This window comes from Streptomyces sp. A0642 (genome assembly GCF_004795105.1).
In the GTDB taxonomy this organism is placed as follows: Bacteria; Actinomycetota; Actinomycetes; order Streptomycetales; family Streptomycetaceae; genus Streptomyces.
On the sequence record NZ_SSBL01000045.1, the window covers coordinates 1 to 25,728 of the forward strand.

General features: G+C 71.9%; 12 protein-coding genes. 8 read left to right on the top strand and 4 right to left on the bottom strand.

Features of this window, described 5'->3' with window-relative positions:
* Nucleotides 1–39 precede the first annotated feature (39 nt).
* From E6R60_RS35360 to E6R60_RS35375, 4 genes are all read right to left on the bottom strand, one after another.
* Complete coding sequence (locus E6R60_RS35360) at nucleotides 40–9,201, bottom strand: type I polyketide synthase (RefSeq protein ID WP_136330833.1); 9,162 nt, start codon at nucleotides 9,199–9,201, stop codon at nucleotides 40–42.
* Nucleotides 9,202–9,283: 82 nt separating this feature from the next.
* A complete protein-coding gene (locus E6R60_RS35365) occupies nucleotides 9,284–10,834 on the bottom strand; it encodes a long-chain fatty acid--CoA ligase (RefSeq protein WP_136330834.1) in 1,551 nt (516 codons plus the stop codon).
* The gene (hemA, locus tag E6R60_RS35370; RefSeq protein ID WP_136330835.1) at nucleotides 10,835–12,121 is read right to left on the bottom strand and encodes a 5-aminolevulinate synthase; all 1,287 of its coding nucleotides are present in this window, start codon (nucleotides 12,119–12,121) and stop codon (nucleotides 10,835–10,837) included.
* A 231-nt stretch (nucleotides 12,122–12,352) separates the two neighbouring features.
* A complete protein-coding gene (locus E6R60_RS35375; RefSeq protein ID WP_136330836.1) occupies nucleotides 12,353–13,936 on the bottom strand; it encodes a fatty acid--CoA ligase family protein in 1,584 nt (527 codons plus the stop codon).
* Nucleotides 13,937–14,263: 327 nt separating this feature from the next.
* Here E6R60_RS35375 and E6R60_RS35380 point away from each other — a divergent pair, with 327 nt between their 5' ends.
* From E6R60_RS35380 to E6R60_RS35415, 8 genes are all read left to right on the top strand, one after another.
* A complete protein-coding gene (locus E6R60_RS35380) occupies nucleotides 14,264–15,529 on the top strand; it encodes a hypothetical protein (RefSeq protein ID WP_136330837.1) in 1,266 nt (421 codons plus the stop codon).
* A gap of 33 nt (nucleotides 15,530–15,562) precedes the next feature.
* On the top strand, nucleotides 15,563–16,423 hold the full coding sequence (locus E6R60_RS35385; RefSeq protein ID WP_136330838.1) for a hypothetical protein: 861 nt from the start codon (nucleotides 15,563–15,565) through the stop codon (nucleotides 16,421–16,423).
* A 19-nt stretch (nucleotides 16,424–16,442) separates the two neighbouring features.
* Nucleotides 16,443–16,739, top strand: coding sequence for a phosphopantetheine-binding protein (locus tag E6R60_RS35390; RefSeq protein WP_168713741.1), 297 nt, complete (start codon nucleotides 16,443–16,445; stop codon nucleotides 16,737–16,739).
* Nucleotides 16,736–21,118 (top strand): non-ribosomal peptide synthetase, encoded by a 4,383-nt coding sequence (locus tag E6R60_RS35395; protein WP_168713742.1) that lies wholly within the window; start codon nucleotides 16,736–16,738, stop codon nucleotides 21,116–21,118. The genes E6R60_RS35390 and E6R60_RS35395 overlap by 4 nt, the downstream gene beginning before the upstream one ends.
* Nucleotides 21,119–21,126: 8 nt before the next feature.
* Nucleotides 21,127–22,398 carry a hypothetical protein gene (locus tag E6R60_RS35400; RefSeq protein WP_136330841.1) on the top strand — a complete coding sequence of 424 codons (1,272 nt, stop codon included), beginning with the start codon at nucleotides 21,127–21,129 and terminating at the stop codon, nucleotides 22,396–22,398.
* Nucleotides 22,399–22,461: 63 nt separating this feature from the next.
* The gene (locus tag E6R60_RS35405; protein ID WP_136330842.1) at nucleotides 22,462–23,532 is read left to right on the top strand and encodes an SAM-dependent methyltransferase; all 1,071 of its coding nucleotides are present in this window, start codon (nucleotides 22,462–22,464) and stop codon (nucleotides 23,530–23,532) included.
* Nucleotides 23,532–24,902: an MFS transporter gene (locus E6R60_RS35410; RefSeq protein WP_136330843.1), complete on the top strand. Its 1,371-nt coding sequence runs from the start codon at nucleotides 23,532–23,534 to the stop codon at nucleotides 24,900–24,902. The genes E6R60_RS35405 and E6R60_RS35410 overlap by 1 nt, the downstream gene beginning before the upstream one ends.
* A 68-nt stretch (nucleotides 24,903–24,970) precedes the next feature.
* Nucleotides 24,971–25,711, top strand: a complete 741-nt coding sequence (locus tag E6R60_RS35415) for a GNAT family N-acetyltransferase (RefSeq protein WP_168713743.1) — start codon at nucleotides 24,971–24,973, stop codon at nucleotides 25,709–25,711.
* The last annotated feature ends 17 nt before the right edge of the window (nucleotides 25,712–25,728 follow it).

The window sequence follows — 25,728 nt, forward strand, 5'->3', positions numbered from 1 at the left end:
GGCCGACAACGAGGACGACGTGAACAGCCAGGGGATGCTCTACCACCTCACCGGCATCCGCCCCACGAGCATGGCGCGCACGTTCGTCGTCGGGAGCGTCGCTCCGACACCGGGCTTCGACCCGGTGCCGTGCGCCTCGATCACGTCCACCTCGTGCGGGGCGAGGCGGGCGTTGGCGAGGGCCTGGCGGATGACGCGTTCCTGGGAGGGGCCGTTGGGGGCGGTGAGGCCGTTGCTCGCACCGTCCTGGTTGACCGCGGAACCACGGATCACACCGAGGATGCGGTGTCCGAGCCGCTCGGCGTCGGACAGGCGTTCCAGCACCAGCATGCCCGCGCCCTCGCCCCAGCCCGTTCCGTCCGCCGAGGCGGCGAACGACTTGCAGGTCCCGTCCGGCGACAGACCGCGCTGACGCGAGAACTCGACGAAGGTCGTGGGCGTGGACATCACGGTGACACCGCCGGCGAGTGCCATCGAGCACTCCCCCTGGCGCAGCGCCTGAGCGGCCAGGTGGACCGCCACCAGCGACGAGGAGCACGCCGTGTCCAGCGTCACCGCCGGCCCCTCGAAGCCGAACGTGTAGGACACCCGGCCCGACAGGACGCTCGCGATGGTGCCCGTCAGCAGGTGCCCCTCGAAGCCCTCCGGAGCGCTCGCCAGCCGCGATCCGTAGTCGTTGTACATCACGCCCGCGTAGACACCCGTCGAGGAGCCGCGCAGCGCGGCGGGGTCGATCCCCGCCCGCTCCAGCGCCTCCCACGCGACCTCGAGCAGCACCCGCTGCTGCGGGTCGGTCGCGATCGCCTCACGCGGGCTCAGGCCGAAGAACTCGGCGTCGAACTCCGCGGAGTCGTAGAGGAAACCGCCCTTGCGGGTGTACGACTTTCCGGTCTTCTCGGGGTCCGGGTCGAAGAGGTCTTCCACGTCCCAGCCCCGGTCCGAGGGGAAGTCTCCGATCGCGTCCCGGCCCTCTGCCACGAGCCGCCACAGGTCCTCGGGCGAGGAGACCCCGCCCGGGTAGCGGCAGCCCATACCGACCACGGCGATGGGCTCGTCCAGTCCCGGGGCGTGGGCGGTCACCGACGGGACGGCGGAGGTTGCGGTCGCGTCGAGCCGGTCGAGCAGGAAGTCCGCCACCGCCTGGGGCGACGGGTGGTCGAACACGAGGGTGGTGGGCAGCCGAAGCCCGGTCACCGAGTTCAGCCGGTTGCGCAGTTCGACACCCGTGAGGGAGTCGAAGCCGGTCTCCTTGAACGCCTTGGCCGGGTCGATGCCGGCGTCGGCCCCGAACCCGAGGACCAGCCCGACGGTCTCCCGTACGGTCTGGAGCACGGCCTGCGCCCGCTCCGGTGCGGGCAGATCGCTCATTCGCCGGCCCCAGGAGGAGTCGGCGCTGCCCGCGGTGCCTGCCGCCTGCCGGCGGCCGACGCGGACCAGGCCGGTGAACAGTCCGGGCAGCGCGTTCTCCTCGCCCCGGGCGCGCAGCGCGCCCAGGTCGAGTTCGGCGGGGACCAGCAGCGGCTCTGCCGAGGCGAGCGCCGCGTCGAACAGGCCGAGTCCCAGTTCCGGGGTCAGCGGGACGATGCCGCTGCGCTTCCAGCGCGCGACGTCGGCGTCCGCGAGGCTGCCTGCCATGCCGTCGGCGCTGTCCCACAGGCTCCACGCGAGGGAGGTGGCAGGCAGGTTCCGGGCGTGGCGGTGCTGCGCGAGGGCGTCGAGGAAGGTGTTCGCGGCCGCGTAGTTGGCCTGGCCGGCGTTGCCCATGAGTCCGGCGATGGACGAGAACATGACGAATGAGGTGAGGGTGCGGGACTCGGTGAGGCGGTGGAGGTTCCAGGCCGCGTCCGCCTTCGGGCGCATCACCCGCTCCAGCTGACCGGCCGACAGCGAGGCGACCGTCACGTCGTCCAGGACGCCCGCCGTGTGTACCACGGCGGTCAGCGGACGCTCGGCCTCGGCCTCGTCCAGCAGACCCGCCAGCGCGTCGAAGTCCGACACGTCGCACGCCGCCACCCGGGCGCGGGCGCCCGCCTCCGCCAGCTCCGCCACGAACTGGGCGGCGCCCGGCGTATCGGCCCCCCGGCGCGAGACCAGCAGCAGGTGCCGCGCACCGTGATGCGTCACCAGCCGGCGCGTCACCAGGCGGCCCAAGGTGCCCAGGGCGCCGGTCACCAGGACCGTGCCCTCCGGGTCCAGGGCCTGCGCTGTCCCTGCGGTACCCGCGGCGCGCGCCAGGCGCGGCACGGACAACCCGCCGCCGCGCACCGCGACCTCGGGCTCGCCGGACGCCAGTGCGGCGGGGATCAGCTCCGCACCGTCCTCGTCGGCGTGGACGAGGACCAGGCGGTCGGGCTGCTCGGACTGGGCGGTACGGATCAGGCCCACGAGCGGGGCCGTGTGCAGCGCGCCGTCCGGTACGACGAGGGCGAGACGGCTGTCCGCGAACTGCGGGGCGGCGAGCCAGTCCTGGACCATTCGAAGACCGCGCGCCGCCGTGGCGTGGGTCCGGGCGAGGTCGTCTCCGGCGGTGCCCGCGGTGAGCTGCTTCTCGTCGATCACCACGAATTCGGGTGCGGTGGCCCCCGCGTCGACGGCGGCGGCGAGCGCGGCGAGGCCGGTGCGGGGTGCCTCGCCGAGCCGCGTCCAGCGCTGGTCGGCGATCGGTTCGGCCGCCGGGACGGCGTCCCAGTCCATCTGGTACAGGGACTCGACGGCCGGGCCGGTGACGGCTGCGGCGAGCTGGTCGCGGGCGATCGGCCGCAGGACGACGGACTCGATCGCCGCGACGGGGGCGCCGGTGCCGTCGGCCAGCGCGAGCCGGGCCGTGTCCTGGCCGGTGCGGGTCCAGCGCACGCGCAGCACCGTGGCGCCGACCGCGTGGAGTGCGAAGCCCGAGAACGAGAACGGCAGACGGATCGTGCTGTCGTCCTGTGCCGGGTCCGCGGCATCGAGGACGAGCGGGTGCAGGGCCGCGTCGAGCAGCGCGGGATGCGCGCCGAAGCGCGCGGCTTCGGTGTGGAGCTGCTCGGGCAGGGCGACCTCGGCGTAGATGTCGTCGCCTGCGCGCCAGGCGGCGCGCAGGCCGTGGAAGGCCGGTCCGTAGCCGTAGCCCAGGTTGTCCAGGCGGTCATAGACACCGTCCAGGGGGACGGGGGTCGCTTCGGCGGGGGGCCACTGGTCCAGAGGGACGCCCGGCGCGGGGGCGGCGGGAGTGAGCAGGCCGGCCGCGTGGCCGGTCCACTGTTCGTCGCCGCTGCGCGCGTACACGGTGAACCGGCGGTCGCCGCGCGCGTCGGCCCGGTCGACGGTCAGCCGCAGCTGGGCGCTCGTCCGCTCGGCGAGGATCAGGGGTGCCTGGAGGGTGAGTTCCTCGACGGTGGGGTGCCCCAGGTGCTCGGCCGCGGCGCCCGCGAGCTCCAGGAACACCGTCCCGGGGACCAGGACCGTCCCGCCGATCGAGTGGTCGGCCAGCCACGGATGCGAGGACAGCGACACCGAGGCCGAGAACTGCACCGCATCGCCGTCGGGGTCCGTGATCGCTGCGGCCAGCATCGGATGGTCCACAGCCGTCAGGCCCAGGCTCGCCGCGTCACCGGAACGCGGCGTGTCCAGCCAGAAGCGTTCACGCTGGAAGGCGTAGGTCGGCAGTTCGACCAGACCGGAGCCCGGCAGGAACCCCTCCCAGTCCACGTCGACGCCATGGGCGTGCACCGTGCCCAGGGCGGCGAGGAGGGAACGCTTCTCCCCACGGTCCTTGCGCAACAGCGGCACCGCGACGATGCCGTCGGTGTCGGCCAGGCACTCCCCGGTCAGTCCGGCGAGTGTGCCATCGGGCCCCAGCTCCACAAACGCCGTCACCCCGAGACCGGCCAGCGTGGCGATGCCGTCGGCGAAACGCACCGCCGACCGGGCCTGAAGGGCCCAGTACTCCGCGGTGAACTCCTCGACCACCTCACCCGTCACGTTCGACACCACCGGAATCCGGGGGGCCGCATGGGTCACAGTGCGGGCGACCTCGGTGAGCTCCGCCAGCATCCCGTCCAGGTGCGCGGAGTGGAAGGCATGGCTCACCTTCAGCCGCGCCGCCTTCACCCCCTGCGCACGCGCCAGCTCCAGGACGTCGAGCACAGCCGCCTCGTCACCCGAGATCACCGTGCCGGCAGGGCTGTTGACCCCCGCCACCTCCACATCGCAACGGCCCTGGAGCCAACCCGCGACACGCACCTCATCCGCGTTCAGAGCCACCATCGCCCCGCCCTCGGTGACCCCCTCCATCAGACGGGCCCGCGCACACACCAGACGCGCCGCATCCGCGAGCGACAGCACACCCGCCACATGAGCCGCCGCCAGCTCACCCACCGAATGACCCACCAGATAATCCGGCCTCACCCCGCGATGAGACAGCAGCCGGAACAACGCCACCTCGAGCGCGAACAACGCCGGCTGAGTGAACACCGTGCGCTGGAGCAGCTCCGGCTCACCCTCGATCACCCCCGCAAGCGAACGGTCCAGATGAACATCCAGCGCCGCGACCACCTCATCGAACGCGGCCGCGAACACCGGCTCCGCCCCATACAGCTCACGGCCCATCCCCACACGCTGACTGCCCTGCCCGGAGAACAGAAACGCCAGCCCACCGTCCGGCGCCGTACGCCCCGTGACGACACCTGCCGCAGGCATGCCCCCGGCCAGGGCACGGACCGCGCCCAGCAACTCCTCACGCGTCTCCCCCACGACCACCGCGCGGTGCCCGAAACGAGAACGCGTCACCGCCAGCGAACGGCCCACCGCCGCCACATCCAGCTCCGGCCGGTCCGCCAGGAACGACACCAGCCGGTCCGCCTGCTCTGAGAGCGCGGCCCCGGACTTGGCCGAGACCACCCACGGCACCGGGCCCGCCACCGGCGGCTCCTGCACGGGGGGCACGGCCTCGGCGGCCTGCTCGACGATGAGGTGGGCGTTGGTCCCGCTGATGCCGAAGGACGAGACGCCCGCCCGGCGCGGACGGCCGAGCTCCGGCCACTGGCGGGCCTGTGTCAGCAGTTCGACCGCGCCGTCCGGCCACGTGACGTGCGAGGTCGGCTCGTCCACGTGCAGCGTGGCGGGGAGCACCCCGTTGCGCATTGCCATGACCATCTTGATCACGCCCGCGACACCTGCCGCGGCCTGCGTGTGCCCGATGTTCGACTTCAGCGAGCCGAGGCGGAGCGGCTCCTCGCGGTCCTGGCCGTAGGTGGCCAGCAGCGCCTGCGCCTCGATCGGGTCGCCGAGTTTGGTGCCGGTGCCGTGCGCCTCGACCGCGTCCACCTCGGACGCCGTCAGACCGGCGTCGGCGAGCGCGGCGCGGATGACCCGCTCCTGCGAGGGCCCGTTCGGCGCCGTCAGGCCGTTGCTCGCACCGTCCTGGTTCACGGCGGAGCCACGGATCACCGCAAGCACGTGGTGCCCGTTGCGCTCCGCGTCCGACAGCCGCTCCAGCACCAGCAGCCCCACGCCCTCGGCCCAGCCCGTGCCGTCCGCCGACGAGGAGAACGCCTTGCAGCGCCCGTCCGGGGACAGCCCGCGCTGCCGGGAGAACTCCACGAACATGCCGGGTGTGGCCATGACGGACACGCCGCCGGCGAGGGCCACGGAGGACTCGCCCCGGCGCAGTGACTGGGCGGCGAGGTGAAGCGCGACGAGCGAGGACGAACAGGCGGTGTCGACCGTCACCGCCGGGCCTTCGAGGCCGAAGGTGTAGGACAGGCGGCCCGAGGCCACGCTGGCGGTGTTGCCCGTCAGCAGGTAGCCGTCGTGTCCGTCGGACGGCTCGTGCAGCCGGGGCCCGTACTCCTGGGCCGTCGCGCCGACGTACACGCCGGTACGGGTACCGCGCAGCGTTGCGGGGTCCATGCCCGCCTGTTCGAAGGCCTCCCAGGCCGTCTCCAGGAGCAGTCGCTGCTGGGGTTCCATCGCCGCCGCCTCGCGGGGGCTGATGCCGAAGAAGGCGGCGTCGAACCGGTCCGCATCGTGCAGGAAGCCGCCCTGGGTGGCGTACGTCTTGCCGGGTACGGCCGGATCGGAGGTGAAGAGTGAATCGAGGTCCCAGCCCCGGTTGTCCGGGAAGCCGCCGACCGCGTCGGCTTCGGTGCTGACCAGGCGCCACAGGTCCTGCGGAGAAGCGACTCCGCCCGGCAGCCGGCACGCCATGCCCACGATCGCGATCGGCTCGTCAGGGGTGGGGGCCTCGTACGCGTCGTCGTCCTGGTCCTGGCTCCGGTCCGTGCCGTGGAGCTGACCGTCGAGGTGTGCGGCGAGTCCGGCCGGGGTCGGGTGGTCGAAGAGGAGGCTGGAGGGCAGCGAGAGCCCGGTGGCCGCGTTCAGCGCGTTCCGCAGTTCGACGGCCGAAAGGGAGTCGAAGCCCAGTTCCCTGAAGGTCGTGTCGATCCCGACGTCGCGCGCCGATCCGTGGCCGAGCACCGCTGCCGCGTGTGCGCGCACCAGTTCCAGCGTGTCGCCTCGCGGCGCGACCTGCTTCGGGCCGCTCTGCTCCCTCGCGCCGGCGGGGACCCGGACCGGGTCCTTCACAGAGCCGTCCAGCCAGAAGCGTTCACGCTGGAAGGCGTAGGTCGGCAGCTCGACCAGACCGGAGCCCGGCAGGAACCCCTCCCAGTCCACGTCGACGCCATGGGCGTGCACCGTGCCCAGGGCGGCGAGGAGGGAACGCTTCTCCCCACGGTCCTTGCGCAACAGCGGCACCGCGACGATGCCGTCGGTGTCGGCCAGGCACTCCCCGGTCAGTCCGGCGAGTGTGCCATCGGGCCCCAGCTCCACAAACGCCGTCACCCCGAGACCGGCCAGCGTGGCGATGCCGTCGGCGAAACGCACCGCCGACCGGGCCTGAAGGGCCCAGTACTCCGCGGTGAACTCCTCGACCACCTCACCCGTCACGTTCGACACCACCGGAATCCGGGGGGCCGCATGGGTCACAGTGCGGGCGACCTCGGTGAGCTCCGCCAGCATCCCGTCCAGGTGCGCGGAGTGGAAGGCATGGCTCACCTTCAGCCGCGCCGCCTTCACCCCCTGCGCACGCGCCAGCTCCAGGACGTCGAGCACAGCCGCCTCGTCACCCGAGATCACCGTGCCGGCAGGGCTGTTGACCCCCGCCACCTCCACATCGCAACGGCCCTGGAGCCAACCCGCGACACGCACCTCATCCGCGTTCAGAGCCACCATCGCCCCGCCCTCGGTGACCCCCTCCATCAGACGGGCCCGCGCACACACCAGACGCGCCGCATCCGCGAGCGACAGCACACCCGCCACATGAGCCGCCGCCAGCTCACCCACCGAATGACCCACCAGATAATCCGGCCTCACCCCGCGATGAGACAGCAGCCGGAACAACGCCACCTCGAGCGCGAACAACGCCGGCTGAGTGAACACCGTGCGCTGGAGCAGCTCCGGCTCACCCTCGATCACCCCCGCAAGCGAACGGTCCAGATGAACATCCAGCGCCGCGACCACCTCATCGAACGCGGCCGCGAACACCGGCTCCACCCCATACAGCTCACGGCCCATCCCCACACGCTGACTGCCCTGCCCGGAGAACAAAAACGCCAGCCCACCGTCCGACGCCCTACGCCCCGTGACGACACCCGCCGCAGGCATGCCCCCCGCCAGCGCACGGACCGCGCCCAGCAACTCCTCACGCGTCTCCCCCACGACCACCGCGCGGTGCCCGAAACGAGAACGCGTCACCGCCAGCGAACGGCCCACCGCCGCCACATCCAGCTCCGGCCGATCCGCCAAGAACGACACCAGCCGGTCCGCCTGACCCGCCACGGCCTCGGCCGACCTGCCCGACACCACCCACGGCACCGGGCCGAGGCCGCCCGACTCGGCGTCGGTCTCGGCGTCGGGCGTTTCTTCCCGGGCCGCCGGTTCGGTGCGCCAGTCCGAGAGCACGACGTGACAGTTCGTACCGCCCATGCCGAACGAACTGACACCCGCGTAGAGCGGCTTCTCCGGGCGCGGCCACGGCTCGCGGCCGCGCTGCACGGTGAGCTTCAACCGGTCGAGCGGAATGTCCGGGTTGGGGGTTTCGAAGTTCAGGCTCGGCACGAGCTCGCGGTGCCGGATGCAGAGCGCCGCCTTCAGCAGGCCGACGATGCCGGCGGCACCCTCGAGGTGTCCGACGTTGGTCTTCACCGATCCGACCCGCAGGTCGGCTCCGTCCACCCGGCCGTCGCCGAGCACCGCGCCCAGTGCCGACGCCTCGATCGGGTCGCCCACCTTGGTGCCCGTGCCGTGCAGCTCGACGTACTGGACCTCGTCGGCGGGCACCTCGGCACGCGCGTACGCCTGCCGCAGGACGTCCTGCTGGCCGGCCGGACTGGGCACGGTGAGACCCTCGGTCGTGCCGTCGTTGTTCATCGCGCTGCCGTGCAGCACGCAGTAGACCGGGTCGCCGTCCGCCACGGCGGCGTGCAGGGGCTTGAGCACCACGAAGGCGCCGCCCTCACCGCGTACGTATCCGTTCGCCCTCGCGTCGAAGGTGAAGCTGCGGCCGTCCGGTGAGAGCGCGCCGAACCGCTCCGCGCCGATGGTGCTGTCCGGCACCAGGTTGAGGTTGACGCCGCCGGCGATGGCCATGGCGGACTCGCCCCGGCGCAGGCTCTCGGCTGCCTGGTGCACAGCGACCAGCGAGGAGGACTGGCCGGTGTCCACGGCCGCACTCGGCCCGTGCAGCCCCAGGGTGTAGGAGATCCGGTTGGCGATGACGCCCCGGTTGAGTCCGGTCAGGGTGTGACGGGTGATGCCGTCGATGCCGTGCTGGTGGGTGAGGGCGGCGTAATCGTCGGCGATGACCCCGACGAAGACGCCGGTCCGGCTCTCGGCGAGATCGGACGGGCGGATCCTGGCGTCCTCCAGGGCCTCCCAGGCGAGTTCGAGCATCAGCCGCTGCTGCGGATCCATCGACGACGCCTCGCGCGGACCGATGCCGAAGAAACCGGCGTCGAATCCGCTGACGTCCTCCAGGTAGCCGCCCGGGCGGGAGGGCAGCTCGGGGCGCCCTGCGGGAGGCGCGCCGATGGCACTGCGGCCGTCGCTCAGCAGTTGCCACAGCTGAGCGGGGTTCTCCGCGTGTGGCAGTCGGCAGGACATACCGACGATGGCGATAGCCTCTGTCGATATCGCCGGGTCCGCTTGGAATTCAGCCATGGTGGAGCTGCCCCCTATTGTTGCGTTCGATGCTTGAACGGAGGGGTAGCACCCGCAGCCGTGCTGCGGGTGCTACGCCAATTTATGCCACTGCCTGCGGAGAATGTTTCTCGTATTTCTCCACGAGCGTTCTCTTGAGAACCTTTCCACTGGTTCCCAGCGGGAGAGCGTCGAGGAATTCGACCCGCCGGGGGTACTTATATGCGGCGAGACGCTGCCGGGCCCATTCGATGATCTCCTCGCCCGATCCGGGGGTGCCGTCCGCAGTCCGGGCAGGCACGACAATCGCCCAGACCTCCTCACCGAGCACAGGGTGCGGAACACCGATGACCGCGACCTGTGCCACGGCCGGATGCCCGACGAGGATCTCCTCGATCTCGCGCGGATAGACGTTGTAGCCGCCGCGCAGAATGAGGTCCTTCTTGCGGCCCACGACCGAGAGGTAGCCGTCACCGTCCAGCCTGCCGAGATCGCCGGTGCGGAACCAGCCGTCCGTCACCGCCTCGGCGGTGAGGTCCGGGCGGCCGAGATATCCGGCCATGACGTTCGGGCCGCGCACCACGATCTCGCCCACCTCACCGACGGGCAGAAGCTCGATCCCGTCGGCGTTCGGTCGCGCCGTGCCGACGGTGATGCCGGTGATGGGAACACCGACCGTGCCGGGGCGGAACGTCAGACCGGGGTAGTGGTAGGCGACGCTGCAGGAGGTCTCGGTCATTCCGTAGCCCTCGTACACAGGGCATTCGAACGTGCTCCGGACAGCCTCCAGGGTCTTGACGGGAAGCGCCGATCCCCCGCTGTACACGCGGTCGAGCCGAGGGACCCGGCTTCCCTGAGCCACCGCGTCGAGCAGCTTGGAGTACATGGTCGGCACGCCCATGAACACCGTGCACCGGTGTTCCGTCATCAGCGCGAGGGCCTCCCGGCCGGAGAACTTCGGCATCATGACGAGGGAGATGCCGGCACGGAAGCCGGTCAGCATGCCGCAGATCTGCCCGAATCCGTGCGCCAGCGGCAGGCACCCGAGCAGGACGTCATCACCCCGGAACGCATACGGAGTGGTGACCATCCGCTCGACGTTGTACAGGATGTTGCGGTGGGTGAGCATCACGCCTTTCGGCTCACCCGTCGTACCGGATGTGTAGAACACGACCGCGACCTCGTCGGGTTCCGGCACGACGGCTTCGCCGATCGGCGCCGTGCCCTGCGCCGTGTGCTCCAGGTCGACCGTGCCCGAGGGGCCCGGACCGACGGTGAGGAGCAACGTGCCGCGCCGCTCCGCCGCCCGGCTCGCCCGGTCGAGCAAGGAGGCGGCGCACACCAGGAAACGGGCGTCGGCATCGGTCAGTACGTGACCGGTCTCCGCCGCCGTCGCCATGACGCTCAGCGGGACCACGACGGCACCGGCCGCGAGCACGCCGAAGTACACGACGGGGAACTGCGGGGTGTCGGGCAGCAGCATGGCCACCCGGTCCCCCGGCCGTACCCCGTTGTCACGCAGCACCGCGGCGTAGCGGCGGGCCTGGTCCCACAGCCATCCGTACGTGAAGTGCTCGGACTCGTGGACCACGGCCGGGTGTTCGGGCCGGCGCTCCGCCGTGCCGGCCAGTACGCCGACAACTGACATGGTCATTTAGACCAGCGCTCCGGCTTTCGCGCCGGTGCGGATGCCGCCGCCACAGAGCTCGGACGCGAACCAGTCCCGGGCGCTCGCGGTCGGGATGTCCAGCTCCTGCCAGATTCCCCGGAGGGCCTGGGCGAAGTTCTCGACGTCGTCCTGGTTGTGCACGGCGGACGGGGCGATCCGCAGGATCTCCTCACCCGCGGGCACGCTGGGGGCGTTGATGGACTGGACGTAGATCCCGTGCCGGTCGAACAGCAGCTGGGACGCCCGCTTGCACAGCTCGTCGTCACCGACGAAGGCCGCGACGATGTGGGAGTCCGTCGAGACGAACGGGATGTCGGCGTCGATCAGCAGGCTGTGCAGAAGCTGCGCGTTCTCCGAGAGGAGCTTGCGCTCGACGTCGGAGGAGCGCAGATACTGAACCGACGCCAGCGCGGCGGCCGCGACCGCCGGCGGCAGCGAGGTGGTGAAGACGAACGAGCGCGCGTAGGTCCGCACCGCGTCCACGAGGGCCGCCGGTCCCGCGATGTAGCCGCCGACCGTTCCGAACCCCTTGGCCAAGGTGCCCATCACGACCGTGAAGCGATCCGCGATGCCCTCCCGCGCGGCGATTCCGGCGCCCTGCGGGCCGTACATGCCGACCGCGTGGACCTCGTCGATGAAGGTCGTGGCCCCGTACTTGTCGGCGATGTCGGCGATCTCCGCGAGCGGCGCGACGTTGCCCGACATGGAGTAGACCGATTCCACGACGATGAACTTCGGGCAGGCGGCTGGAGCCGCCGCGATCAGTTCTTCCAGGTGGGCGAGGTCGTTGTGCCGGAAGACGTGCTTCTGCGCGCCGCTGTGCCTCAGTCCGTCGATGATCGAGGCGTGGTTCTTCGCGTCGGAGAACACGACGGTGTCCTCCGGCATCCCCGCCAGCACGGTGAGGGCGCCTTCGTTGGCGGTGTAGCCCGAGGTGAAGAGGAGCGCGGCCTCCTTGCCGTGCAGATCCGCCAGTTCCTTCTCCAGACGGACGTGGTGGTGGTTGGTGCCGCCGATGTTCCGGGACCCTCCGGAGCCTGCGCCATGGGTCTCTATCGCGGCCTGCATCGCCTCGATGACCTGCCGGTTCTGCCCCATGCCCAGGTAGTCGTTGCTGCACCACACATTTACTTCCGAATCCACCCCGTCACGCCGGGCAGAGGCCATGGGGTAGTGACCGGAACGACGGCCGATCTCCAGGAACTCGCGCTTGCTTTCAGCAAGGTCGCCAGCGGTTTTGCCACTCAGATAGGACGCCAGGTGAACGTTCATTTACTCGCCTTCTCGACGTAGCGATGGGACTGGTCTGTACACGAGGCCGCCAGTGCCCGGATGGCACTAAGGGCTGTCCCGTTATCCCTGGTGGATCAGCGCACGGCGTCAGATGCGGTGCATCGCAAGGTGGAGCAGCGCCCGAAATGCTGGATGCATTCGGGCATTTCGACAACGCGGCGAGGTGCCGTAACTGTCGTCGTGCGTCCGCCAGGGATTGCGGGACAGCCCTTAGGAACACTGCGACTTGAGGAGCTCCTTGTCGGGCTTGCCGTTGCTGTTCATCGGCAGCACGCTCAAGACGTGTATCTTCTCGGGCACGTGAATCGGGGACAGCGCCTCGGTAATTGCCGAGCGGATGTCCTCCACCTCGACCACCTCAGCCGGATCGCATTCGATCGCGGCGTGTATGTGCTCGCTTCCGTCCTCGTCCCGGATGCTGTAGACGGCGGCGTGCCGGACGCCCGGGTGGGAGAGAATTTCCGCTTCGAGAACGATGGGGTGCACCTTGACGCCACCCACCTTGATGACATGGGCCACCCGGCCCATGAGCGTCAGATAGCCTCGCTCGTCGATGAATCCGATGTCTCCGGTGGAGTACCAGCCGTCACGAAGGACTCGCGCCGTGAGTTCCGGGTCCCCGTGATAGCCGTCCATCATCTGAGGAGACCGGACGTGCACCTCACCGCTTTCGCCGGCGCCCAGCGTCTCACCCGTATCCGGGTTGCGGACGGCGATCTCCACATACGGGAAGGGCCGCCCGACGGTTGCCGTAAGGTCCGGGTCGCCGTGCTCCGGAGGTGTCAGGGTCGTGATTCGACCGCATTCGGTCGCGGCATACCCCTGCCACAGGACCGGGCCGAAGATTCGGAAGGCCTGGGCGATTCGTGCGGGTGCCGCGGGACTGCCGCCGTAGACAATCCGCTTCAGCGAGGACAGGCCTGCGGCTGCCACGGCCTCGGGGTCGCGGATTCCCCGCTCGACCAGGTGGTCGATGAGCTGGAACACGTGGTTCGACGCCATGAACGTCCACGTGACCTCCTTCGACTCCGAGACGGCGGCCACGAACTTCCCGGCGTCGAAGGTCTCGTGGAGATACAGCGCTCCGCCCAGCGCGAGGACCGCGTCCGCCAACGGCGCGACGCCGTGGCTCAGTGGGGTGGACACCAGGATCGTCGCGCAGTCGGCCTCACGGCCGAGCTCCATCCAGGCGCTCAGGGTGGCTTCCCACGCACCGCCCGACAGCCGGATGCCCTTGGGCCGTCCCGTGCTGCCGCTGGTGAAGCCGATGAAGGCCGGCGCGCTCGGATCCCACGACACGGCGTCCGGGACACCGGCGGCATCGGGCCGGCCGGCCTCGTCGTGCGCCGCGTGCGGGAGCCGTGTCACGGCGATCCCGCTGCCGTCGGCGAGCTCCGCCGCGCGCTCCGCGCCTTCGGCATCGGCGTATATGGTCACGGCTTCGGTCTCGCGCAGGATCTGGATCTGGTGATCCAGCGGAAGGACCGTCGCCCTGGTACCGGGGTTCGTCGTTCGCAGATAGGACACGGCGCCGCCGAGCAGATGCGTCGCGTACCGCGCGGTGAGCATCTCAGGGCTGTTGGGTGCGACCAGAATCGCGACCATATCCCCCTTGCCCACTCCGCTCTTGCGCAGCGCAAGGAAAATTTCAGTGACGGAGCGAATCAGATCACTTCCGGAGAAGTGCTTACCACGCCAATGGGCGGCCTCCCGATCCGGTGCAGCTGCGAGCAGCGAAAGAATCTCGGAGACGTAACTCTGACTTTTGCTCCACCAATGTTCGGGCAGGCTCATGGGACCTTCCATAGCGATGTCATCCGATTGGGCGGCTTAATCTTCGACATTCGCCGGGAAGGAGGTCAACCTCGTTCCGTCAGAGCTCTAGCAGCCGTCATGCGCTTCTTGAACACAGGGCCGAAGAGGTCGATTTGACGCGGCCTGCGCACCGCTTGCCCTGCCTTCACCCTCCACCGGGACGGAGCGTGACCAGGTGCGCCGACAGCCCGTTGCGTCCGGTGCCGGCGGCTGCACCGGCACCGGTGTGGAGCGAAACTTGAGCGTTCTTCCAGGGCCTCCAGCGAGCCTCGAATCATCCATCGCCGGGGCCCAAGGAGAATCGAGATGGAAGAAACCGACATACCGCTGTCGCACGAACTCTCGGACTGGTGCCGTTCGGGAGGGGCCGGGGACTTCCCGTACGACGGCGTCATCGACCGGCTGCGTGCCGTGGGCAAGCACTTTCTCGACGAGGAGCTCCTGACGCTGCTCGCCAAGTGCCGCACCGTGTTCACCGAGGCGTCCTCCGGCGGCGAAGGCGTCCCCGACACCTTCGTCGGGCCCTTCCTCGACGTCCTCCTGGACAAGTTCGACGACCTTTACGACTACCCCAGCTACACCGCGCTGGCGCTGCTGCGGCGGGGCGCGCCCGACGGCCGGTCGGGCTGGGAGGTGCTGCGCCGGCACCGCGACCGCACGGTGCTGATGCTGCTCGCCGACCTGATCGGCTTCGAACGCAACGCACTGGAAGGCACCCCCCGGAACCCGCAGGGCATGCTCCCGGGCGCTCTGCTCCTGAACAAGCGGCTGCGGCTCGCGACCAGGGTCATGGAACCGGCCGCGCTGCGGGTGCTGGACGGGGCCGTCGACCCCGTCGTCGTCGCCGCGACACCGGGCCGCACTCCGGCCGGGGAGCTCGCGGACGCCGTGCTGGCCACCGCCACCGCCGGGGACCGGCTGATGCTGCGCACCAGCCTCCAGCCCGTGTACGTCCTGCACGACGAGTACCTGTTCCTGCGCGTGCTCCAGTCCTTCGAGACCACCTTCGCCTTCATGTCGGCCACGCTGGACGAGGCGGTGCGCACCCTGCGCGGCGAACAGCCGGGCGAAGCCGCCGCGTTGGTCGCCGCGGTCACCGACGTACTGCGCGAGTCGCTGCCGCTGTTCTCGTTGCTCGCCACCATGCAGCCCGAGTCGTTCCAGGTGTTCCGGCAGTTCACCGAGGGCGCGAGCGCCATCCAGTCCGAGGGCTACAAGACCTTCGAGTCGTACTGCTCCACCCCGGCTCGAGCGAGGCTGGACTCGTTCGCGTTCCTCTCGGTTCCTGACGTGCGCAGCGATGTGCTGGCCGGACGGGAGACCGTCCAGGGCACCTGGGAGAACGTGATCTCCAGCGGCTGGCTCCCGGAGCCGGACGCCGCGGTCCTGCGGGCCGCCGCCCTGCAACTGGAGGGGGTGCACCAGCGGTGGAAGCAGACCCACTACCGGCTGGCCGTACGGATGATCGGCACCAGGAGCGGCACCGGCTCCACGGAGGGCGTGCCCTATCTGGCGTCGGTGATCTCCCAGCGGCTGTTCCCCGCCATGGAACAGCAGCCGGCCGCCGGCTGACCACGATCAGCGAACCTGAGGACACCGAAGCTCATGAGCAAGAGAGCCACGACCGGACGGCCGGGTACCGCCCGCCGCGCACTGAACCCGGATGCCGCAGATCCACAGCTCGTCTACGAGTACGACCGGGGCAGCAACTACGAGCAGGACACCCGGCTCACCACGGCGCTGTCCGCCCTCCTCCCGGAGGACCAGCTCGTCCACCCCGACCAGCGGCTGTTCCAGTCCGTGCACCTGATCACCGAGTACGCCTGGGCCGCGATGCACTTCGAGATGGGCCGTGCGGTGAGCCTGCTGGACGACGGCGACCCGCTGCTGGCCACGCAGGTGCTGGAGCGTGCCGCCTCGCTGGGCCGCATACCGGTGCAGGCGCTGGAAACCCTGGTGGAATTCCTGCCGCAGACCGCCCTGCTCACCATGCGTGACACCTTCCCCGAGAACACCACGGGGCTGGACTCCCCCGGGGCGCGCAATCTGCGCCGCGCGGCGCAGCCCCTGTGGCGGGCCTTCACCCGGGCGCTGGAGCGCGCCGGTCTCACCTCGGAGGACCTGATCACGGCGCAGGGCAGGCTCACGGCGCCGGCCGGCGGCGAGCGGATCGCGGCCGATCTGGCGCTGGTGCGGCAGGGCCTGATCCGGCTGGACGGGACCGTCGCGAACTGGAAGCAGCTCCATCTGCGCATGGTGTGGGGCCAGTTGGGCGGGCATCCCGAGGCCGAGCCGCACACCGTGGCCGGCGGGAGCTGCCCCGCGCTGCCCACGAGTCTGCGCGGGGAGTCCACCGTCAGCCTCGTCCGAATGTCCGAGCGCACCCTCTTCCCCCAGCTCTGGGACGCCGTGGATGCCACCTACCGCCGTTTCGTCCCTCCCGTCCCCGCTGACGCGGCGTCCTGACCACGTAAGGAGTCTCCCCATGACATCGGCGCTTCCCCCCGGCGACACGACGAGCGAGCTGGCGTTGCTGGTGCGCACGGCCTGGGCCGAGAGCCTGGGCCACGACGACTTCCACGACGACGAGAACTTCTTCGTGGTCGGCGGTCACTCGATGTGCGCGGTGCGGATCGTGCGCACGCTCAAGCAGGAACTGGGGACGTCCCTGACGGTACGCCAGCTCTTCGCGCACCCGACCGTGTCCGAGCTGGCCGCCTTCCTCGCCGGGGCCCTCCCGGTCAGCGACGACCTCGGGACCCGTGCGGGGGCCGGGGCGTGAGCGCGGCATCCTCCGCACAGCTGGAGATCTGGCTGGCCGACCGCTGCGAGCCGGAGTCCGGCCGTTACAACATCCCCGTCTGCCTGGAGTTCCGCGGCGACCTCGACGAGCGGGCGCTGCGCGCGGCCCTGGCCGATGTGCTGGAGCGCCACCCCGCGCCGGCCGGACGGTTCGAAACGGTACGGGGCACGCTGCGCCACATCGCGGTGCCCGGTGTCGCGGTGCCGCTGCACATAGCCGTGCGTCCCGGCGGGTACGACCGTGACGCGGCGCTCGCCGACGCCGCCCGGGCCGCGGCCCGCCCGCTGGACCCGGGCACCGCGCCGCTGCTGCGGGTGGAGGCGCTCCGGTCCGACGACGGGACCCTGGTCACGGTGACGGTGCATCACCTGGTGGCGGACGGCCGGTCCACCGAGGTGCTCGCCGAGGACCTGATCACCGCCTACCGGGCCCGGCACGCGGGCCAGGACCCCCGCTTCGTGCCGGTGCCCGTGCCCGAGCCGCATCCGGTGGCCACGGCCCCCGACCCGTACTGGACGACGCTGCTGGACGGCGAGCCCGCGCGGCTGGCCCCGCTGCCCGACCGGTTGCGGGCCGAGGACGCGATGCGCGGCCCGGCGGGCTGGACCGAGCGCGAGCTGGACGGCGGCAGGCTCGCCGGGGTGCGCTCGCTCGCCGCCCGCGAGGGTGTCAGCCCGGCGATGGTCCTGCTCGCGGTGTGGAGCCTGCTGCTGCACGCCTGGTCCGGTGAGGACGACGGTGTGCTCGGCATGCCGTTCGCCGGGCGGTACGAGCCCGGCCCGGACGATGCCGTCGGCCTGTTCACCCGTGTCCTGCCCGTCCGTTCCGTGCACGAGGCGGGCCGCCCCTTCGCGGACTACGCGGCCGCGCTCGGCGAGCAGGTCCTCGCCTCCATGGAGGCCCACGCGAAGTCGGGCGACCTGCCTCCCGGCAGCGCCCCCGTCCACTCGGCGGTCTTCTTGCACCAGCCGCAGCCCGCATCGGTCTGGCAGGTGCCGGGTGCCGAGGTGCGGCTGCTGCATCCGGAGAGCGCGGCGGCCAAGTACGACCTGGCGTTCGCGGCCGTGGAGGCCCCGGACCGGCTCGTTCTGCGCATCGACTACGACCAGGACCTGTACGCGCCCGCCACGGCCGAGCTGATGGCGGAACAGATCGACCGGATGCTGGCGGTGGCGTCCCGGCCGGGCATCACCTGCCGCGAACTGCTGACCTCCCTCGCGGCGGCGCCCGGCGCCGGTGACCCGGGCGCCGCGCCGAGCGCCCCGGTGACCGCGGCCACCGTGCCGGACCTGGTGCTGGAGCAGGCGCGCCGCGCCCCCGACGCTCCCGCCGTCGTGCACAACGGGACCCGGCTGAGCTACGGCGAACTGGTGCGGGACGCCGTGCGGATGGCGCACTGGCTGCGCATCGAGGGGGTGCGCACCGACGATGTCGTGGCGCTCCTGCTGCGTCCGGGCCCGGCCACCGTCACCGCCATGCTCGCGGTGGGGCTGGCCGGGGCGGCGTACCTGCCGCTGGACCCCGCCTACCCCGACGCCCAGCTGGAGCTGGTGGTCCGCGACGCCCGCCCCCGGCTCCTGATCGCCGAGCAGGGCGAGGAGCACCGGGTCACCGGGCTGCCCGTGCACACCCCGGAGGCGATCCGGGCAGCGGCCAGGCCGTTGCCGGTGTCGGCGCCGGCCACCTCGGCCGGGCCCGAGACGGCGTTCAACGTGCTGTACACCTCCGGCTCCACCGGCCGCCCGAAGGGGGTCGTGCTGCCGCACGGCGGGGTGCTGCGGATGATGCACCGCCCCGAATTCGTGCCGCTGGGCCCCGACGACACCGTCTCGCACCTGTCCCCCCTGAACTTCGACGGGGCGACGTACGAGATCTGGGGCGCGCTGACCCACGGTGCGAAGCTGGTCGTGCTCGACAAGGAACTCGTCCTCAGCCCACGTGAGCTGCGCACCGCGGTCCGCGCGCACGGGGTGACCACGCTGCTGGTCACCACTCCGCTGCTGAACCGGCTGATCGAGGACACCCCCGACCTGCTCCAGTCGCTGCGCCGCGTCTACTTCGGCGGCGAGATCATCTCCGTACCGCACATCCGCAAGGCCCTGCGCTGGGCGCGTCCGGGCACTCTGCTGCACAGCTACGGGCCGACGGAGAACTCCTTCACCTCTTCCTGGCACCCCATCGAGGAGGTGCCGCAGGGCGCGCGTACCGTGCCGATCGGCCGTGCGGTGCCGGACACCCGGCTCCATGTGGTCCTGGAGGGCACGCTGATCCCCGCGCCGGTGTACGTGCCCGGTGAGCTGGTGCTCGGCGGCGCGGGCGTGGCCCGGGGCTATCTCGGTGATCCGCGCCGCACCGCGGAGCGTTTCGTGCCCGACCCCTTCGGCGGCGAGCCGGGGGCGCGGCTGTACCGCACCGGGGACCGGGTGCGGTGGGCCGCCGACGGGCAGCTGGAATTCATCGGCCGCGCCGACAACCAGGTCAAGATCCGCAGTCAGCGGGTCGAGCTGGGCGAGGTCGAGGCGGCTCTGCGCGCACACCCGCAGGTGCGGGGGGCGTTCGTCACGACCCGGATCAACGACGCCGGGGAGAAGGAGATCGTCGGTTACGCGGTCCTGGGCCGCCCGTCGGCGCTGGAGAGCGTACGCGGCCATCTGCGCGCCGTGCTGCCCCGGTTCGCCGTGCCCTCGCATCTGCTGGCACTCGATGAGCTGCCGCTGACCCCGAACGGCAAGATCGACCGCAAGCGGCTGCCCGCACCACCGGACGCGACGACGCCGTCGCCGGTCGCGGAGTCCGTGGCCCCTGGTCCGGCCGCTCCGCGGGAGGAACCGGCGGGAGGTGTCACCGGTGCGGTGCTGAAGGCGTGGCGCAGGGTGCTGCCGGGCCGCGTCTTCGACCGGGAGACCAACTTCTTCGACGCGGGCGGTCATTCGCTGCTGCTGGTCAAGCTCCAGGACGCATTGCTGGAGACCACCGGCACGGCCCCGTCCGTCTCCGATCTGATGCGGTTCACGAGCGTCCGCTCACAGGCCCGGCTCATCGGCGGCGCGAGCGCCGACGAGGAGCGCACCGAGCCGGTACGGGCCCCGCGTGCGGCGGTCCGCCAGGAGGACGACGCGATCGCCGTGATCGGGATGGGCGCCAGGTTCGCCGGCGCCCCCGACCTGGCGGCCTACTGGGACAACCTGGTGGCGGGCCGCGACTGCTTCACCGAGGGCCCCGGCCCGCTGGTGACCGACCGCGGCGACGGCACCCGCCGCGTGGCCCGCTGGGGGATGCTCGCCGACGGCCCGGGGTACGACGCCGGACTGCTCGGGCTCACCGCCGACGACGTCGAATCGGGGGACCCCCAGCACGGTGTGCTGCACGAGGTGCTGTGGGCAGCCGTCGAGGACGCCTCGCTTCGGCTGTCCGACATCGCGCACCGCACCAGCCTGTACGCGGGCTGCCCCCGGCTCGCACAGACCGACGGCGAGGCCCGCGTCGACGACGTGGTCAGCGTCGACCCGACGTTCGTGGCGTCCCGCTTCGCCTATCTGCACGACCTGTGGGGCGAGGCACTGCTGCTCGACACCGCATGCTCCACCGGGCTGTACGCCGTGCATCTGGCCGCCCGCGCGCTGCTGCGCCACGAAAGCGACTACGCGCTGGCCGGATCGGTCTCGCTCGACGGCGACTTCGACGGTTCGTACATCCACCGGCCCGGTCTGCTGTACGCCGACGACGGGATGTGCCGCCCCTTCGACCGGCGGGCCACGGGCACCGTCGGCGGGTTCGGGGCGGGGGCGCTGCTGCTGCGCCGGCTCTCCGACGCCGAGCGGGACGGCGACCCGATCCACGCGGTGATCCGGGGCAGTGCGGTCAACAACGACGGCCGCGAGCGCGTCGGCTACTCGGCCCCCGGGATCGAGGGGCAGGCCCGGGTGATCCGCCGGGCCGTCGCCGCCGCCGGGGTCACCGGGGCCGACATCGGCTACGTGGAGGCCCACGGGACCGGAACCCGGCTCGGCGACGCGATCGAGGCCACCGCGCTCGGCGCGGCGCTGGGCACCTCGGGCCCGCCGGTGGCCGTCGGGTCCGTGAAGGCGTCCATCGGGCACTGCAACACGGCCGCGGGGATCGCCGGGCTCATCAAGGCGGTGCTCGCCGTGCACCACGGGGTGCTCCCCGCGACGCCCCATGTAGGCGAACCGATCGACGAACTCTCCGGGCAGGGCGGCCGGTTCGCCCTGCTGATGGAGGGACGGGCCTGGGACACCCCGGCCGGACGCCCGCGCACGGCGGGGGTGAGCTCGTTCGGGGTCGGTGGCACGAACGCCCATGTGGTCGTGCAGGAACACGTACGGGAAAGGGTGTGAGCACCGCGATGGAGACAACGTTTCCGGCAGGACCACAAGCGCCGCGGGTACTGGGGGTATCCGCCCGGGACGAGCGGACCGCGGCGGCGGCGGCCGTCCGGCTCGCGGACCGGCTGGCGGCAGACCCGTCACTGGACCTGGACGACGTGGCACTCACCCTCGCGCACGGGCGGGAGCGGTTCGCCGTCCGGCACGCGGTGACCGGGACGACCGTCGCCGCACTGGCCCACGCGCTGCGGGAGTCGGCGGCGCGCCCGCGCCGCACGGCCCCGGTGCCCCTCCTGGTCCTCGACCTCGGTGACGGGTCGGCTCTGCCCGCCACACCTCCGCTGGCGCAGGCCGTCGAGGCGTCCGCCACCGCCGGGGACCTCGGTCTGGGGCAGGCCGCCGAAACGGCGGCGGTGCTGTACGGCACGGCGTCCTGGCTGGCCGCGCACGGGGTGCGTCCGGACCTGGTTGTCGGCCGGGGGCCGGCGGCGGCCGCCGCGTCGGCGCTGCGCGGGGAGCTGTCCCTCCCGGACGCGCTGCGGGCGGCGGCGACAGCCTCCGGGGTCCCGCGGGCGGAGACTCCTGAAGGGGAGGTGCTGGTGGTCCGGTTGGGTGCCGGTGCCGCCGAAGCGGGTGTCCTGTGCCTCGACCCCCTCGATCCGGCCTCCTGCGCGCGGGTCTTCGCCGCGCTGTGGGAGCGGGGCTTCGACGTGGACTGCACGCTGGGGCGCGGCGGGCGCCGGGTGCGGCTGCCCGGGTACCCCTTCCAGCGCTCCGGCTCCGTCACCGCGACGGTCCCGCCCGGGCTGCGCCCGCTGACCCCGCACGAGCAGCGCTGGCTCTTTCACGACCTGGTGCGCTCGGGCAGCGCGGCCGAGCACACCCTGTGCGCGACGGCCGTGCTGCCCGGCGCGGTGCCGGGCGCCCCGGCCGCCGAGGCCGCACTGGCCGCGCTCCAGGACCGTCACCCGGACCTGCGCACCGTCTTCACCCGGTCCGGCGGCCGCTGGTTCGCCCGCGTCAGCGGCCGGCCGGTGCCGGTGACGGTGCTCGCCCCGGACAGCGGTGCGGGGCCGGCCGACCGCGTGCGGGCCGCCGCCGCGCAGAACACGTTCGCCGCGGCGGACGTCCCGCTGATCCGCTGTGTGCTCGCCCCGGCGGGTGACGGCTGGGCGGTGGCGCTGGCCGTCTACGCCCCGGTGGCCGGTTCCCCGACCGCCGACGGGCTGCTCGCCGAATGGTGCGAACTCGCCGGGACACCGCTCCGGCCGGCCGCCGCCGCGCACGCCTGATCCCTGAACCCCCGTTCCCGTACCCGTCCCGTACTCGTACTCGTACTCACGAGAGGAACCGCTATGAACACCGCCCAGGAGCTCACCGCCGCGGTACCCGTTCCAGCCGACTGGGCCGGGGCCGCGCCCGCGCCGATCGGCGTGGACCAGGCCTTCAACGGCTATGTCGCAGGCACCGTCATCAACGCCCTCGACCGGCTCGGGGTCTGGGACCGGCTGGCCACCGATCCGCTGCTCGACCTGCGCGTCCTCGCCGCCGAGACCGGCCCCGCCGTCCGCGAGCGGGAGCTGCGCGAGGTGGTCCGGGCCGCGGCGACCTGTGGCTGGCTCCGGCTCCAGAACGACGGCCACACCGCGCTGCTGACCACCGCCGGCCAGGAGGTCATCCGCATGCGCGGGTACTTCACCTGGGGCGTCGGCGGTTACAACGAGGTGTTCGCGCAGGCCCACCGCATCGTGGCCGGCGAGGCCGAGTTCGGCACGGACGTGCTGCGCGACGAGGCGATGGTGGCGCTCGGCTCCGGTCAGAACGACCGCTCCTTCATGGCCGGCACCCTCGACTCGGTCCTGGCCGATGTGGACTTCTCCGTCCTGGCCGACCTCGGCAGCGGCATCTCCGCGCGGGTCTCGCGGGTGGTCGGCGAGCGCCCCGGCACCCGGGGACTGGGTCTGGACATCAGCGGTCCGGCCACCGAACTGGGCCACCGCACGATCGCCGAGGCGGGACTGGCCGACCGGGTCCGGGCGATCCGGACGGACGTGCTGGACGTGTGCCACCGGGCCGCGCACCGCGAGACCCTCGCCGAGGTCGACACGGTGATGAGCTTCTTCCTGCTGCACGACCTGCTGGCAGACCCCGTGACCCGGCCGCACACCTTCACGCGGCTGCGTGAGGCGTTCCCGGCGGCCCGCACCTTCGTCTTCGCGGACACGATGCTGCGGCCGGACTCGGAGGACTCGCCGGCGCTGCCCGTCTTCTCCCTCGGTTACGAGCTGGCCCACGCGCTCATGGGCGTACCGCTGCACACCAAGGAGACGTACGAGGAGCTGTTCGCCGGAGCCGGTCTGGTTCCGCGGCGCGTCGTGCCGTTCGGCACCCCGCACTCGTGGCTGTACGTACTGGAGGCCCGGTGATGGCCGGTCCCCTCGCGACGCTGCGGGAGTTCTCCCCGCGCACCCGTGTCGTCCTCTCCGTCAACGCGCTCAACTCGTTCGGCGGCGGCCTGGTGCTGCCGTTCCTGTGGATCTACCTCAGCGAGGTGCGCGGTCTGCCCGCCTGGGTGCCCGCCGTGACGCTCGCGGTGCAGGCGGCCACGGCCGTCGTCGGCGGGCTGCTGTGGGGCTCGCTGCTCGACCGGTTCCCGCCGCGCACCACGGTGCCTGTGGTGATGGCCGTCGCGGGCATCGGCACGGCGCTGTACGCGCAGGCGACGGGTGTGTACACCGCGCTGACCGCGGCCCTGGTGTACGGCTTCGGAATCAGCGGCGTCGGCACGGTGCTGCGCTACCTGTACGCGGGGGCCTCCTCCGCGCGGGAACGGAGCCTGGCCTACTCCGCCGACTACGCGGTGTTCAACGCCATGACCGGGCTCGGGGTCCTCGTCGGCGGTCTGGTGGCGTCCATGGAGGCGGGGTCGCGCGCGATCCGGTTCAGCGTGCTCTACCTGACGGACGGGGCCACGTTCCTGCTGGCCGGCGCGGCGCTGTTCTGGCTGCTGCCGAAGGTGGTCAAGACGGCAGGGAAGGACGAGGAAGGCGCCGCCGGCAAGCGCAGGGCCGGCTACCGCGAAGTGCTGACTCAACGTCATATCGGTTTGCTGCTGGGCGCGCTGGCGATCTGCTCGCTGGTCTCGTACGGACAGTTCCGCTCGGGTCTGCCGGGCTATCTGACGCAGGGCGGGGCGCTCGGACCCGAGGGCATCTCCGGTGCCTTCGCGGTCAACATCCTGGTCGCGGTGGGCGCCCAGGTGCTGCTGGCCGACCGGATTCAGCGCATCCGCCGCAGCACGGTGTTCGCCGTCTCCGGCGCGGTGTGGACCGTGGCCTGGGCGCTGGTCCTGGCCGCGGGGCTGCGGCACGGCGGCAGCGCGCTGGCTCTGGCCATGGCCGGGGTGGTGCTGCTCTCGGTGGGCGAGGCGCTCATCTTCCCGGTGGTGACGTCGCTGCTGAACGACCTGGCGGCCGAGCACATCAGGGGCCGGGTCAACGCCCTGCTCTCGGTCGCCGTGTCGACCGGCTCAGTGGCCGGGCCGGCGCTCGCCGGTGCCCTGCTGCCGTGGGCGGACGGCCTCGGCCTGATGGCGGCGCTGCTGGCCGGCTGTCTGGCGGTCGCCGCCGTCGCCGTACGGCTGCGCACGGTGCTGGGCCTGGGGGTGGACCTGCCGGCGCCGCAGGAGACGGCGGCCGAAGCGGCGGACGTCCCCGCAACGACCGCGCCGTCCGCACCGGGTCCCGTCGCCGCCCCGCACGAGGCCGCCGCCGAATCGGCCACGGCCTCCGTGTGACGGTCCGGGCCGGCCGGACTCCGATACGAAGCGTACGAAGCATAGGAGCAAGCGAGGTGCTGCCCATCATGAAAAACTGGCCGCTCACCGGGATCAGCGTGCGCACATCGCGCATCGAGCTGCGCTGGCCCACGCCCGAGGATCTCGACGCGCTCGCGGACCGGGCGACCGAGGGGGTGCACGCCCCCGACTTCATGCCGTTCTTCTCGCAGTGGACCGACGGCGCCCCCGAAGTCGTCGCCCGCCGCGTCCTGCGGCGCCACTGGCACGCCATGGCCACCTGGACCCCCGAGGACTGGACGCTCTACCTGGTCGTGGTCGCCGACGGTGAGGTGGTCGGCTCGCAGAGCCTGGGTGCCCGGGACTTCGGCGTCACCCGGGAGGTACTGCTGACGTCGTGGCTGACGCTGGGCCGGCAGGGCGAGGGCCTCGGCGGACACGCCAGGGCGGCCGCCCTGGAGCTGGCCTTCACCGGGCTCGGCGCCGACCAGGCGTTCTCCGTCGTGCGGCGCGGCAACAACGCCTCGCAGGGCGTGTGCGCCAAATTCGGCTTCGAGCGCGACGGCAGCCAGATCAACGCGGTCCGCGGCGAACAGGTGGTCAGCGACCGGTTCCGGCTCTCCCGGCAGCGCTGGTCGGCCCACCGTTCCATCGAGGCGCAGGTGGCCGGAACCGCCGCCGCGCTGCCGCTGTTCGGTGGGGCGGCCCCGGCCGCCGCCCGGAGCGCGGCCGCCGTCCCCAGTACCCCCGTGGCGAGCGTGCTCTCCGGAGTGCGGTACGCCGAAGAATCCGACCAGTCCGCCGCCTGACCGCACCCTGCCCCAAG

Bases quoted from the DNA above. Each gene is read 5' to 3' on its own strand.
- E6R60_RS35360 (WP_136330833.1), bottom strand. From the start codon at position 9,201: ATGGCTGAATTCCAAGCGGACCCGGCGATATCGACAGAGGCTATCGCC.
- E6R60_RS35365 (WP_136330834.1), bottom strand. From the start codon at position 10,834: ATGACCATGTCAGTTGTCGGCGTACTGGCCGGCACGGCGGAGCGCCGG.
- hemA (WP_136330835.1), bottom strand. From the start codon at position 12,121: ATGAACGTTCACCTGGCGTCCTATCTGAGTGGCAAAACCGCTGGCGAC.
- E6R60_RS35375 (WP_136330836.1), bottom strand. From the start codon at position 13,936: ATGAGCCTGCCCGAACATTGGTGGAGCAAAAGTCAGAGTTACGTCTCC.
- E6R60_RS35380 (WP_136330837.1), top strand. From the start codon at position 14,264: ATGGAAGAAACCGACATACCGCTGTCGCACGAACTCTCGGACTGGTGC.
- E6R60_RS35385 (WP_136330838.1), top strand. From the start codon at position 15,563: ATGAGCAAGAGAGCCACGACCGGACGGCCGGGTACCGCCCGCCGCGCA.
- E6R60_RS35390 (WP_168713741.1), top strand. From the start codon at position 16,443: ATGACATCGGCGCTTCCCCCCGGCGACACGACGAGCGAGCTGGCGTTG.
- E6R60_RS35400 (WP_136330841.1), top strand. From the start codon at position 21,127: ATGGAGACAACGTTTCCGGCAGGACCACAAGCGCCGCGGGTACTGGGG.
- E6R60_RS35405 (WP_136330842.1), top strand. From the start codon at position 22,462: ATGAACACCGCCCAGGAGCTCACCGCCGCGGTACCCGTTCCAGCCGAC.
- E6R60_RS35410 (WP_136330843.1), top strand. From the start codon at position 23,532: ATGGCCGGTCCCCTCGCGACGCTGCGGGAGTTCTCCCCGCGCACCCGT.
- E6R60_RS35415 (WP_168713743.1), top strand. From the start codon at position 24,971: ATGAAAAACTGGCCGCTCACCGGGATCAGCGTGCGCACATCGCGCATC.